Source organism: Arthrobacter sp. PsM3 (genome assembly GCF_030433895.1).
Classification (GTDB): domain Bacteria; phylum Actinomycetota; class Actinomycetes; order Actinomycetales; family Micrococcaceae; genus Arthrobacter.
In genome coordinates this window covers 1-13,414 of record NZ_JARUXE010000066.1, presented here as the reverse complement: position 1 = coordinate 13,414, position 13,414 = coordinate 1, and the positions used below count along the sequence as shown (strand labels likewise).

9 protein-coding genes and 2 pseudogenes are annotated in these 13,414 nt (G+C 59.6%); 6 read left to right on the top strand and 5 right to left on the bottom strand.

Annotated elements, in window-relative coordinates; genetic code table 11:
• Positions 1-148 precede the first annotated feature (148 nt).
• Both QCD75_RS20700 and QCD75_RS20695 read left to right on the top strand, forming a co-directional pair.
• A complete protein-coding gene (locus tag QCD75_RS20700; protein WP_301231370.1) occupies positions 149-1,183 on the top strand; it encodes a Gfo/Idh/MocA family protein in 1,035 nt (344 codons plus the stop codon).
• Between the two features lie 310 nt (positions 1,184-1,493).
• Complete coding sequence (locus tag QCD75_RS20695) at positions 1,494-1,775, top strand: NUDIX domain-containing protein (protein WP_367400683.1); 282 nt, start codon at positions 1,494-1,496, stop codon at positions 1,773-1,775.
• A 405-nt stretch (positions 1,776-2,180) separates the two neighbouring features.
• Here QCD75_RS20695 and QCD75_RS20690 read toward each other — a convergent pair.
• Positions 2,181-3,056: pseudogene (locus QCD75_RS20690) on the bottom strand (IS3 family transposase); the annotation flags it as partial.
• A gap of 14 nt (positions 3,057-3,070) precedes the next feature.
• On the bottom strand, positions 3,071-3,361 hold the full coding sequence (locus tag QCD75_RS20685) for a transposase (protein WP_301231371.1): 291 nt from the start codon (positions 3,359-3,361) through the stop codon (positions 3,071-3,073).
• A gap of 633 nt (positions 3,362-3,994) precedes the next feature.
• On the opposite strand from QCD75_RS20685, the gene QCD75_RS20680 reads away from it, so the two are divergent.
• Positions 3,995-6,697: a hypothetical protein gene (locus QCD75_RS20680; protein WP_301231369.1), complete on the top strand. Its 2,703-nt coding sequence runs from the start codon at positions 3,995-3,997 to the stop codon at positions 6,695-6,697.
• Positions 6,698-6,700: 3 nt separating this feature from the next.
• On the top strand, positions 6,701-8,173 hold the full coding sequence (locus QCD75_RS20675) for a patatin-like phospholipase family protein (protein ID WP_301231367.1): 1,473 nt from the start codon (positions 6,701-6,703) through the stop codon (positions 8,171-8,173).
• 156 nt (positions 8,174-8,329) lie between these two features.
• Here the strand turns inward: QCD75_RS20675 and QCD75_RS22290 are convergent, their stop codons facing one another.
• From QCD75_RS22290 to QCD75_RS20665, 3 genes are all read right to left on the bottom strand, one after another.
• Positions 8,330-8,476: a BTAD domain-containing putative transcriptional regulator gene (locus QCD75_RS22290; protein ID WP_367400682.1), complete on the bottom strand. Its 147-nt coding sequence runs from the start codon at positions 8,474-8,476 to the stop codon at positions 8,330-8,332.
• Positions 8,464-8,733, bottom strand: a complete 270-nt coding sequence (locus tag QCD75_RS20670) for a hypothetical protein (RefSeq protein WP_301231365.1) — start codon at positions 8,731-8,733, stop codon at positions 8,464-8,466. Before QCD75_RS20670 ends, QCD75_RS22290 begins: the two co-directional genes overlap by 13 nt.
• Positions 8,734-9,728: 995 nt before the next feature.
• A complete protein-coding gene (locus tag QCD75_RS20665) occupies positions 9,729-10,139 on the bottom strand; it encodes a hypothetical protein (protein ID WP_301231362.1) in 411 nt (136 codons plus the stop codon).
• Positions 10,140-10,818: 679 nt separating this feature from the next.
• Here QCD75_RS20665 and QCD75_RS20660 point away from each other — a divergent pair.
• Positions 10,819-11,925 carry an IS110 family transposase gene (locus QCD75_RS20660; protein ID WP_301231361.1) on the top strand — a complete coding sequence of 369 codons (1,107 nt, stop codon included), beginning with the start codon at positions 10,819-10,821 and terminating at the stop codon, positions 11,923-11,925.
• A gap of 250 nt (positions 11,926-12,175) precedes the next feature.
• A pseudogene (gene istA, locus QCD75_RS20655) lies at positions 12,176-13,287 on the top strand (IS21 family transposase); the annotation flags it as partial.
• Positions 13,288-13,414: the final 127 nt, after the last annotated feature.

Below are 13,414 nucleotides of genomic sequence, written 5' to 3'. Positions count from 1 at the left end.
CCCTCGCCGCACTGAAGAAGTACGACTTCCCGGCGTCGAACACCTCCTTCGACGCCGCCTTCAAGCAGTAGCTCACCGGTCCGGGACCCGCTGTGACCAATACGGCGGGGGGCTAAGGCGACATCAGAAACCAGAAAGGACTCCACAGATGGATCCAGAAGAAGCACCGTTGCGCATCGGCATCCTGGGAGCATCCCGCGTCAGCCCGACATCCATCATTGAACCTGCCAGGCTGACAGGTGCGCGGCTGGTGGCCGTCGCAGCCCGCGACCGGGACCGGGCCCAGGACTTCGCCGATCGGTACGGCGTCGAACGGGTACTCGGCTCCTACGAAGACCTTGTCAATGACCCCGAGATCGAAGCGGTCTACAACCCGCTGGCCAACTCGCTGCACGCACGATGGAACCTGGCGGCCATCGCCGCGGGAAAACACGTCCTGTCGGAGAAACCGTTCGCCGCAAACGCAGCAGAAGCAAGAGAAGTGCGGGACGCAGGCAAACGCGCGGGCGTCAAGGTCGTCGACGGCTTCCACTATCTCTACCACCCTGTCACGAAGAGACTCCACGAACTGGTCGCCTCCGGGGAACTCGGCGAACTCCAGCGTGTGGAAACCATGGTGATGATTCCGCCCCCGCCACCCGAAGACCCCCGGTGGTCACTCCCACTCGCGGGCGGAGCGCTCATGGACCTGGGCTGCTACGGCCTCCACGCCATCCGGGCCATGGCCCCCCTGGCAGGAGGGATTCCCACCCTCATCAACGCCCGGGGAGCCGAACGGACCGGCCTGCCCGGAGTGGACGAATGGGTTGACGCTGACCTCGTCTATCCCTCCGGAATCACCGCAACGGCACGATGCAATATGAACGGGACCCGGGCCGAAATGACCTACCGCGCCATAGGAAGCAAGGGACAAGCCACCGTGGCAAACTTCATCCTCCCTCATACCAATGACAGCCTTGAGGTGAAAACAACCGACGGCCAACGCATCGAGCACCCGGGCACCCGATCCTCCTACACCTATCAGCTGGACGCTTTCGCCGCCCTGATCCGGCACGGAATCCCCATGGCCACAGACAGCGACGACGCCGTCCAAACCATGGAACTAATCGACCAATGCTACAAAGCCATCGGACTGGAACCCCGTACCGGCACCCGAAACGAGGCAAACGCCCACGAACGCTAAGAGAATCCTTTGACGGTCCGCAACGATCACGCAATTGACGTCGCAAACGAGAGCCGGAATGACGAGCGATTACGTCATCATAAATCGGGATCGAACTGTTCGTCGGTGCCGCTCACCTCGGATACGCACGCCGCGGCTCCGCGTTCGTACATGGCGGGCGCAGGGACGAAGGACGCCGTCGTCGACAAGCCCCACCAGGCAATCCGGCCTACATGGCGGTTTGGAGCGCAGGCATTCTGCTGTACCGGCGGAGCGCTACATCGGAATTTGAGGTTTGGAAAGCCCATATGGCGAACCGTTCTGGGCCCATATGGATGCTCGCCCCTGGTCCATTCCCAAGGGCGAATTCCTCAAAGACGAGGACCCGATGGTGGCAGTGCAGCGTGAGCTCTACGAGGAAATAGGCACCCCGGCACCTCAGGCCGACTTCGTCCAGCTGGGCTCCTTCCGGCAACCCTCGGGCAAGGTCTTCACGGTTTTCGCGGCGGAGTCGGTCTTTGAACCCGAGCGAAGCGAAACCGGCCAGTGTCGAGTGCCAGATCAGGAAGGGACCGGCCATAGCTGTCGTTGGCCTTCCATAAGAACAGAGTAGAGAAACAGTCGGATCAGGATGCTTCGTTGCCCTCGTAGGACGCAAGGGTGCGCCGCTCCATCCGATTCAGAGTAGGACACCGTTAGCAGCAAGCGGATTTCTGGAGATCTGGCCTGCAAGCCTACAAGGTTGCAAGCCAGATCATCCGAAACTCTTTCGCCCCTGCCGAACCGAAGAGGGTAGATATGAAAAAGCGGATGCTTGGCCGTAGGGGACTGTCAGTGACATCAGTGGGCATCGGAATTGGCGGCGCAATGGATGCGTACTCGGGACAGTTGGATTTCGGGCCCGGTACAGAAACCTCCTTGGCAACCCTTCAGCGGGTCCTGGAAGGTCCTTTCAACTTCATTGATGCCAGTTAGGTGTGTCAAGGATGTGAGACAGTCGGTTGGTTTTTTCGGGTGTTTAGGCGGCGGCTTGGAGCCTGGTGGTGTCGGTCTTGAAGCGGGCCATGGCGGTGGCTGGCGGCAGTCCGTCATTGTTGCTGTGGGGTCGCCAGCGGTTGTAGAAGACCTCGATGTAGCGCATGACCCCGCGCCGGGCTGCCTGCCTCGTGGTGAAGCTGTGGTGATGGTAGAACTCATTCTTCAGGGACGAGAACGCCGATTCCGCGACGGCATTGTCCCAGCACACCCCCGTCTCTCCCATCGACTGACGGATCTGGTTCCCCCGGCACCAGGCCCCCATTTCGCGGGACGTGTATTGGGTGCCGCGGTCGCTATGGAAGATCGCGTCGGGCTGCAGGTGTCCACGGTCCCTGGCCATCGTCAGCGCACCGGTCGTGAGGGAGGCGCGCATATGGTCAGCCATGGCCCAGCCGACGATCATGCGGGTGCACAGGTCGATGACGGTGGCCAGATACAGCCAGCCTTCATCGGTGCGCAGATAGGTGATGTCTCCGACGAGCCTGGTCCCGGGAGCTGCTGAGGTGAAGTCCCGGCCGATGAGATCGGCAAAGACCTTGTCCGGATCCGAGGGGATCGTGGTGCGTTTGAATGCGCGCATCCGTTTCGCGGCCCACCCGTTCTCCGCCATGATGGCGGCGACGGTGCCGACGGAGACCTCGATGCCGGCTGCGGCCAGCTTCGTGTGGACCATCCGGTGTCCGAAGATCCCGTCCGAGGAATCGAACATCGTCTTCACCTGCTCTGTGAGCTCCAAATGCCGGATTGCCGTCGGGGATTCCTCCGCGTCCAGCCAGCGGTAATACGAGGCCCTGAAAATGCCCAGCCGGCGGCACATCCACTCGATGGGAAACTGCGCGTCCTTCGCCTGAACGAGACGGTAGAGATCCTCTACCGTTGTTCTTTGGCGAAGAACGCGGAAACTTTTTTTAGAAAATCGTTCTCCCGTTCGACCTCGCGCAGCCGGGCTTCCAGTGCCTTGTACTTCGCGGTATCCACCGGCTCATCGGGCTTGCCACCCGCCCCGGCTGCAGCATCACGGTGCAGCTGCACCCACCGCTTCAGCGCCGTAACGGAGACGCCGACTTCCGGGGCGACGGACATGGGTGACCGGCCGGAAGAAATCACAAGATCCACGGCATCGGCTTTGAATTCATCGGAATAGGTTGGTCGAGCTGGCATGAGCACAATCCTTTCAAACTGTGTCTCACATCAGTAGTACACCTCAAAGTTGGAGCGGGAGGTCCACGGGTCTAACAAAACGGACCTTCCGCTGACCGCCGAGGACGGTGGGCAGGTCGCTATCGAGGTGAAGCTGAGCCACGTCTTGAGCACGAATCAGCAGGAGGGACATTGGGGCCTTCCGGTAGAACCAGGCTCGTCCCTGCGGGAACTCAGCATGGACGATCAGCTTTTGGACTTGGGCCGACGAGTCTCCTGAAAGGTTCGGCTACTTGGACGAGTAGCGGTAACGCGATCTGCGCAGCGCGTCAGGACTGTCCCGTAGACGGTTCCCCAGGGAGGAAGTCTGGGAAACCACCGATTGGCGTGATCGATGCGACAGTGGCGTATGGCATCAGCGAGGTTTGGACTTGTACGCCAGGCGCATTATGGCCATGGAGGCGGCAAGCATCGACAGAACCGAGATGCCAACGACAAGGTACATCGCGACGCGTGACATTCCGTAACGAGTGAGTAACGCCTGAGGCCTATGCTTTTCTCTACCTGGGGGGATCTTCGAATTCGAGGCGACCAGTATTCAACGCCGTTCCTGAATCTCCGAGGAACGGGAGTATAAGAAATTTGAGGTAAACCATGGGCGAGCTCACTCGGTTTCGGCTGATACGCAACCTCGAAAATGTCTGCCGGGACGGCCTTAGAGTGGAGGTTCCGTCGGGTGGTCGGAAGTCCGAATTCGCATCGAATTTGGCCCGCGGTGAGGGTCAAAGCGATGAGAATTATGCCGAAATGCTGCACGCGGCCATTCTCGCGGCCGAGGCTCAAGGTAGCTTCAGCCCCGACATTGATTCCACCCGGCGAGCGTGGAGGGTCATTGAAAATTTGACAAATTGGTTCCAATGCCACCGCCACGCAACATTTGACGAATTAGTGGTATGGCTTATCGATTTACTTAAATTGCAAGACTTCGGGGAAGTGCCGAGAGGTAAGGTGTTCGCTACCATTGTTGCGGTTGGCAGTTGGCAGAAATTGCTGGAGCTCTTGGAAGACCGCCTGCTAATGCGAATCGCCTCAGTAAGTCTCGATGTTCTCAAGTCCGGCAATGTGGCCGTTTCCCAAATAGATGCAGATGGTGTCAATACCGCTCTGGCAGAGTTGAGAGTGGCGTCATTGGTAGAGGCACTATACAAGGATCCTCAGACCGTGACGCCGAAATCCTTGGATGACCGTCTGACATGTCCGGTCGCTCTACCGTGCCCACCCTTCCCGTTACTGGACGTGCCCCGACTTGCTGGCCCTCCCGTAGTCGCTGACCTCTACGTCGTCCGCGATGAATGGTCAGAATACGTTGCAGGTGAATTCGCCTTTATTGAGAACGTCATGCCTGGAGAGGAACGAGAGCGGTCCCTGCGGACGACCAACCGAACCCAAGTTGTAACAGAGACTGAGACTACCGATGTCCGGCGCACCCGTCAGGAGACTTACGAATCCGAACGCACCACGCAGGCTGAGGAGTCCAGCAAGCAGACGACTCTGGAGATCGGCGTCCAATTCAAGAACGACCTTACACTCAAGTACGGGGCGGTCGAGAACAATACACAGATTGGCGCATCACTCTCGTTCAGCCGGACGGATGCCAACCGTCGGGCAACAGAGATAGCTCGGGAAGCAGGACGTCGTGCCACAGAGGAAACAGAGAAAATAGTCCGCGAATTGCGGCGAGAAACCAGAGAAACCACGGTTCGCGAGCTTGATGCTCACCGATTGTCGAACCCTACCGACAAGGGGGTCCATGGTGTCTATCGCTGGATCGAGCGGATTCAGCGTTACCAGCTTTTCGTCTATCCCCACCGACTTCAGCTGGAGTTTTATTTGCCGGAACCGGGCAAGTTCCTCCGGGAATTGTTTGACAGCCGGCTAACCAGGACTGCATCCACAGCAGTTCCTCCACCACTGTTCCTGACCGAGGATGGCACCCAAGGCGGCACGCCTGTCGTTCCAGAAGGCATCAAGAGAGATGACTACCTGCGCATCGGTGCAGCGCTCGGCGTCACAGGACTTCCGGCTCCGCCTGACGCCGAAAGGATCGTCGCCGAAGCCTTATCAGTCAGTGCGGGCGAACGAAATAAGGAAAAGGACTCCTGGGACGACCTGCCGTTTCCTCCTGTGGCATCTGGGACGAAGGAGATTACTCTGCCCGACGGTTACCAAGCGGTGGCATGGAGTGCCTCTGCGGCTGCGGCGCCGGAGCTAGCTAAGTGGAAGGACTACACGGACTGGAACGATACTGGAGACGGCGTAGACCAGAAGATCGGCTATCACTCAATCGTAGGTTCCGTCACTGTAGGCGCATCTAACGTACTCATCCGCAACAAGGTGATGGTTGAGCTACCGCTACTCCCGCCAATTACTGTATTCAACACGGTGCACGTTGGGCGTACGGATTACCGTGATCGGTGGCTTGCAGAAAATGCGTTTTGGGTCGATAAGGACGGGGCAAAAGTTACCGAGACTCCGTTTAACAAGCCGCTGTCTGGAAAGCTCAGTTTCGGGGCCACCCTCGGCGGTTCGTACAGCGGCACCCTATCGATTTCACTGCGCTGTGTCCCTTCGGAGGAGTCCATGGCTCGCTGGTCCTCCGAGGTGTACAGCATGTTCCGGGCTGCAGTAATGGCTAGGGAATCACAGATCGCGACTGCCACTATCCTCAACCGCGGTGACAATGAGGACGCCGTCCGCCGCAACCTCTCCCCGTCGGTGCGAAACGTGCTAATCCGCCAAGACCTGAAACGGCAGATCTTGGAGTGCCTATTGGGGACACGCTTCAGTGGGTATGACGATGCGCCCGATTCGGTAGATCCAAACAAAGTGACCCGACCACTCCCAGACTTTGACGCCGCGCTTCAACATGCGGCCCTAGTGCGATTCTACGAGCAGTCATTCGAATGGGAAAACCTGATGCATGTGCTCTACCCAAGTTATTGGGCCTCCTCGCAGAACTGGAATCGAGCGGTCTCGTTGGATTCAAGCGACCTGGAACTCGTCGAATTCCTAGAAGCGGGTGGAGCACGTGTTCTCGTGCCCGCCCGCCCGGGATTCGAAGCCGCCGTTTACTCATTTCTGGAGACGGGCATGATCATCCCCGGCGGGACCTTATGTGGCGGAGCCAGCGATTCGTCCATGTCGGTCGCAGAAGAGATCATGGCAATGACCAAACCACCTGCGGACGGCATTCCCGGTGAATCCTGGGAGGCACCCGTGCCAACGGCCATGCTCTGGCTCGACACTGGCATCAAATTTCCGGCTAAGAATTCGAATCCGACACTTGGGAAGAAGTGAGGCATGTCGGACCGCTATATTTCCTTTGCAGAGGAGTATCTAAGAGCCACCGTACCGCCGCCGATCCCCCCGGACCAGATTCGTTGTCTGGCCCTCGAGGGCGGTGGAGGTAAGGGCAACGCATACCTCGGGGCCTTGTATGCTTTAGACAATCTCGGGGTGCTGAACCAGCTAGAGACGGTAGCGGGATCATCCGCCGGGGCAATTACAGCTCTCACGCTGTCCTTGGGAATGCGACCCGCTGAAATTTACACATTTCTCGACTCAACTGACTTCGCTTCATTCTTCGACGACGTCTCTGATAGTCGCCCCACACAGGGCGCCCCCTATTCACGAGCCAGCGCTGGGGAACAGCTTTCACGCCGTACCGTAGCGGCAGGTATTCGGTCCAAGCTGGTCGGCCCTTTCCTCATTGCTGGCCTTTACCAGGCAGCCAGACGTGCGTTTCAATCTCTTCAGAAGTCCGCATTGGAGGCAGTCCTAGCTGTCCAATTTCGTGTGGAGGACATCGCACACGAGATCAATAGGCTATATATGGGCCCAGGAGCGGGTGCACCACCCCTGCCGGAACAGGCCGCAACTGACAAAGAGCCGACGCTGACACTGCAGCAGAAGCTGCTCGCTAAGCTCGCGGACTCGTGGCCCGAGTATGGGACATCACTTGCATGGGACATGGGCCTATTTTCAGGCGAGACCGCTCGGGACACGTTTGCGGGCCTGATTGGCGCTCATTATGGCAAACAGAAGTCTGGTCCTGATCCAGTCCCTTCGAGCGACGCCACAGCATTTGGCCGCTCTGTCACGTTCGCCGCACTCGACGCCTACTGCACGACTATGAGGCTTCCGAAGTTACGGGTCACTGGCTCTGAGTTATGTTCGACTCAGTCGATGATCTTCTCCGGTACCACGACGCCGAATTTCCCCGTAGCGGATGCCGTTCGGATATCCATGGGCCTGCCTATCGCCTACAAGCCGTACACGATCCAGTCGACGAACGACGGCATGCCACCGTGCGGCGTCTACGTGGACGGCGGTGTCTACAGCAACCTCCCGCTGAATGCGTTTTCCGATCAAGAAGCTACTACAGCCATAGGATTGAGGTTGGAGGTGGACAAAGCCCAACCGATCTATGGGTTCCTTGGATTCCTCGGTGCGATACTCAAGGGCGCGGTTCTTGCTGGGGAATCAACCATCACCACGGAGCGCTCCAAGCGCTGCATCCGGCTCGACACCGCGCCGTTGGAGACGCTCGGGTTTGAGGTTAGTGCCGAGACGTTGAAGAGCGTCACCGCGCGTTCCCAGCTGACCACAATGCTCTACTTCGGGAGGGGCGACGCATACGCTCCAGTCGACTTCACCACTGGGAGTCCTCTTCAGGGTCAAGCTGCAACGGCCGCGTCCAAGATGGCCTGGGCTGATCTCGAAAAGTCAATCAAGGACCGGCAGGAAGCTGCCGGGTGCGTTTTCCAGTCCTAGCATCCGTTGAGAACTGGATCGCCAGCATCAACGAACGGAATGGTGTACGGTCACGTGCTCACCGCAGCGAGTACGTCTGATGAATTAGTCACTATTTTCGGCGATCCCGTCATGATGCACGGAGGGGCAGACTACTTGAATCTAAGCCAGAAGGAATCACAGGAGGTCGAACACGATCCTTCGAATCGATAGGGAAGGCTTCACTCCTAGGTTTTCCCGGAGATGAGTTTCATAGTTCTTGTATGAGCGGAGGGCGCACAGATCATTCCCTTGCGCGCGTTCGGTCACGATCACGAGCGCCACAGCACTTTCATATAGCGGTTCGATTTCCAACGCCGCTTCTGCCGCTCCAACGCCAGTTCGTAGTCGTGTGTTGCCAAGAAGCTACGAGCGATGATCTGGAGGGCGCGCAACCGAACATGGGTCAGGCGGGCTTGCTCAGGGAGGACCCAGTCGTCGTACCAACCGGGGAGTAGCTCGGCACGCCTTAGAGTGTCCACACTGTTACGCGACCGCTCGGCAGGCCGGCCAGCCAGAACGCCCTGAATCTGCTCCTGCAACTGATGAAGGTCAATTCGTACGGAGCCGTTTAGAGCCAGCGCTGGACCACGGTCAACTAAGAGGCCGGGGATGTTCCTTCTAATTTGGTGGACACTCACACGCAGATTAGCCAAGGCCTTTGGCTCGGGACTTTCGGGCCATAGTAAGCCCACAAGGTAACTTCGAGGCCGATTACCTTGGATTGCCAGAGCCGCGATAAGCCTCTGCTCCCGGGATGAAACGCGTATGAGATTATCGCCAGAACTCAGCTCCCAGGATGAGAAGAGATTCAACCTCAAGCAGCCGTTATCAACTCCACCCATGATTCCCCCAAATCGGCACATCGTTGGGGCCGAGAGCAACCTTTTACTAACGAGCATCCGTAGTAACGCCGCCTGTGTCAATGATTGCATTCCCAGCGAGCCGCGATGAGGAAATCTCGCTGTTGATGCACCATACCCGAAGTCAAGCAGCCGATGCCCTCGTGGTCAAAAAGGAATTGCTGAAGCATCGCTCCCATTGTTTACGCTGGCCTCACTCAAGGCCGGATCACGTCGAGGACTCAGAGGATTGGTTTGAAGGCCCGGTGCGCAGCGACGGCGGGTAAAGGCACCTGGATATTTTTCGTCCTGGAAACGTGGATACGGCGTTTAGCCTGGTCCAAGAGCCCGTCAACACAATCTCATGTTGGAGCTTCCCAGTGTGTCCTGGCCGTTAAACTCGCGACTGCCCGCTGCCGCGAGTAAGCCCCGCGTCGTCACTATCGAGTGACAAAGACGTCGGGACCGGGAGGATTCCCCCCGACCGCGATTTGGAGGAGTCGGTGACGGTCCCCGCCCGCGCCCGACGTGGGAGGTGCCGAGCCCCAGGACTAGCTCCGTGCCGAAAAGCGTGGTTGTCGGCCCGTACTGGCTCGTCGAGATCAATGACTGGAAGCATCGCTGCTTCCGAGTCAATTTGACTTCTGCGCCACCAGACACCGATCACACGTTGGGAGGGACGATTTTGATGTAGTTCAGCCCCGCCTGGCACCCACGTGATGTCCGAGGATTACCCCTACTACTCCTGTCACCGGGGACAAAACGGCTCCCACAACTTGGGCTGCGTTATTGGCTCCGTTGTCTGCAGCGACCACGATCCATACGATCACAACTGCTGATACAAGAAGCATTGCGATTGTGCCGACCAGGAACTTGATGTTCACCGGCGGAGGTTCCTTGATTTGTGAGTTGGAGAAGGTGGCGATTGACGAGTTTCTCATTGTTATCTCGATTCGTTGATCTATTGACGTTTTGATGAAGATATCCCGTCGGGGAGATCGTTGCTGCATTGCCATGTCCAGTGGCAAACTGCCTGCTACCTGCGGGCGTCTCCGCGCTATTTTTGTCATACCTCCGGTGACTCCTATTTCGGATGATTCGATCAACTTTTCCTTCCGAAATTGCATCTAGTGTCTAGCCACTGAGGCAATGATCGATCGTATGCGTTACTTCTGCGTTATTGCGCCCCGAAGAACACCTAAACCCAGCGATGTGCTTGGCTGGGATAACCAGCAGATGACCGACCCGGGTCCGTGCCCTGCGAGACGCGCCATAGCGCGACAGCCAAGGTTGAGTGTGAACGATGTCTAGCCGTCGCGCTGATCGTGTTAATAGGGGCGATCGATGAGCGTGGCCGATGACGGGGTTGCGGTCATCGCCGACCCCACGCCGAACCACTGTTCGGCGCCATGCTCCAGGCCACATGGCGGGCAAAGCTCCCTTGGGCGGAGGGGACTGCCCCCGGATTTGTAGGCTCCTTGACCTAGACGATATGAAGTGAGAGCTTCCGGGTCGTGGCCCCGTCCGGGACCGGCCATTATCGCCGGAGCGGTCCCTCAGCGCCGGCTTTGGTGTGATCGGTTGCGGTCTGCGTGGTGGGCGGGCGCTGCGCGGCCTGATCCCTGGCGGTGATGTCCTGTATCCGGACGGGGCCAGGTAACGGCAAAGGGGCCGGGGCCTTCTGTTTCACAGGGTCCGTGGGTTGCCATTAACGGCTCCCTTGGCCTGACGGTTCGTCGGGGGTGCAATGGTAGTGCCACATGTGATTCTTGGGAGGTCCCGGCTATGTTTGAGCATACTTTTATTGGTCTGGATGTTCACGCGGTCAACGTGATTGGCCATGCATTGAACCCGGATACCGGTGAAATCGGCGTCCACACGTTGGCCGCTGACCCGGCCGTGGTCCTGGAGTGGGTCCGCCGGTTCGAGCCGCCGGTCAAGGTCGTCTACGAGTCGGAGCCGACCGGGTTCGTCCTGGCCCGTTGTCTGCGGGCGGCCGGCATTGACTGCGTCGTCGCGGCGTCCTCGAAACTGCTGCGAGCATCCGGGGGCCGGGTGAAAAACGACCGGCGTGACGCCCGGGTGCTGGCTGAGATGCTCGCCGTGGGCTCGGTGACCGAAGTGCGGATTCCGGACCCGGACGAAGAAGCGCTGCGGGACCTGTCCCGGTTGCGTTCCGGCACGGCCAAAGACCTCGCTCACGCCCGCCAGCACGTGAACGCCTGCTTGCTTCGCCACGGCATCCGCTATCCCAAGGAGACCCGGCGGACGAGGGAACACAGCCTGTGGCTGCACCGCCAGCACTTTGATGAACCGGCGCTGCAGTTCACCTACGAGGCCGATGTCGAGCAGGCGGAGCTGCTCGCCGTGCACCTCAAGAGAATCAAAGAGCAGGTCGCCGCCACCGCCGCGGCCTGCCGCTACACCCCGGCGATTGAGGCGTTGATGTGTCTGCGCGGGATCCAGGTCACGACCGCGTTCGGGCTGGCCGTGGAGATCGGGGACTGGACCCGCTTCACGGGTTCGTCCATCGGGTCCTATCTCGGGCTGGTGCCCAGTGAGAACTCCTCCGGCCAGTCCCGCCACCAGAGCCCCATCACCAAAGCCGGGAACACCTACGCCCGCAAACTCCTCATCGAAGCCGCCTGGCAGCACCGGCGCCCCTACGCCCGGCCCGGGGAACGGCTGATGCGCCAGTTCGACCGTGTGGCCCCGGCAACCCGGATCCGCGCCCTCGAATGCAACCACCGGCTCAACCGCAAGTGGGAAGTCTTCGATGAGCGCCATAAAATGTCCGTCAAGGCCAACACCGCGATCGCCCGTGAGCTCGCCGGCTGGTGCTGGTCCCTGGCCGCCCCACTCCAGCAAGGAGAACGTATGAACGCGGCCTGACCCAGATCGTGCCCACGGGCGTGATGCAAGTGCGATGGCAGCATGCGGAGCTAACTCGAGAGCTCGCTATGAGCAGACGGACCCAACCGTCGACGCTCGATCCTAATGATTATGGCAGTTTGAGTGGGGACCGGTTCTGCAGTCTGAGTTGGGCCCACTTCGCGGCTCGCCGGTTGATGAATCGCAGTTTCAGTTGAGCCCACACCACGGTTGATTCCATCAGAGGTTTTTCCCACGGTGGAAGGCAGTGATGGAGTCGAGAGTGGAGCTATTCGCGAGGATCCGCCGGGATGCCAGGGTCAAGGGCTCATCTATCCGCTGCCTCGCCCGGGAGCACCGGGTCTCCCGGAGAACGGTCCGACAGGCACTGGCCGCGGCGGAACCACCGGTGCGCAGGGTTCCTGCCCGGGAGGCACCGAAACTGGGTCCGCTCAAAGGCGGCATTGATGCGATGCTGCTGGCTGACCTGGATGCTCCGCGGAAGCAACGCCATACCGCTCAACGGATTTTTGATCGCCTGGTCGACGAGCATCAGGCCATGATTTCGTACTCCACCGTTCGCCAGTACGTGAAGGCCCGCAAGACCGCTATCGCCGTCGAGGCGGGGCACGCCCCAGTGGAGGTGTTCGTGCCTCAGGAACACGCGCCCGGTGCGGAGGCTGAGGTGGATTTCGGTGATGTGTGGGTGGACGTGGCCGGCGTCCGAACCCGGTGCTACATGTTCGCCTTCAGGCTCTCGAACTCGGGGAAATCCGTTCACCGCGTGTACCCGACCTGCGCGCAGGAAGCATTCCTGGAAGTCCATATCGAAGCGTTCACCGCTTTGGGTGGTGTCCCGAGCAGGCACATCCGCTATGACAACCTCACCTCGGCCGTCACGAAAATCGTCTACGGGGCAGGCCGGCAACGCGTCGAGAAGGAACGCTGGGTCCTCTTCAAATCCCACTACAGTTTCGATGCCTTCTACTGCGAACCCGGCCTCAAGGGCGCCCACGAGAAAGGAGGGATCGAAGGCGAAGTCGGACGGTTCCGAAGGAACTTCCTCACCCCGGTCCCGGCGGTAGAGGCCTGGCGGAGCTGAACGACAAGCTGAGGGTTTGGGATGGAGCGGAGGACCGGCGCAGGATCTCCCAGCGGCTCCGGACCATCGGGCAAGACTTCGCCGCCGAACAACCCTTCCTGGCGCCGCTGCCGGCAGAGGGCTTCGATCCCGGCCTGGTCCTGACACCGCGGGTCGACCGCTCTTCGCTCATCACCGTCCGGTCGACCAAGTATTCGGTGCCGGTACGGTTCATTAACCGCAAGGTCCGGGTCTCCCTGCAAGCCACGCAGGTGAGGATCTTCGACGGCCGGACCCTGATCATGATGCTCGTTGATGGTCGCTGATTAGTGGCCGCGGCTGATGGGCGGCTGTTTTCTGTTTTCGGGCAGTCCGGTGTGGCCTGTTGGTTCGCCTGGGTTGGCGCCGGTTCCACTTCCGGTGATCGTG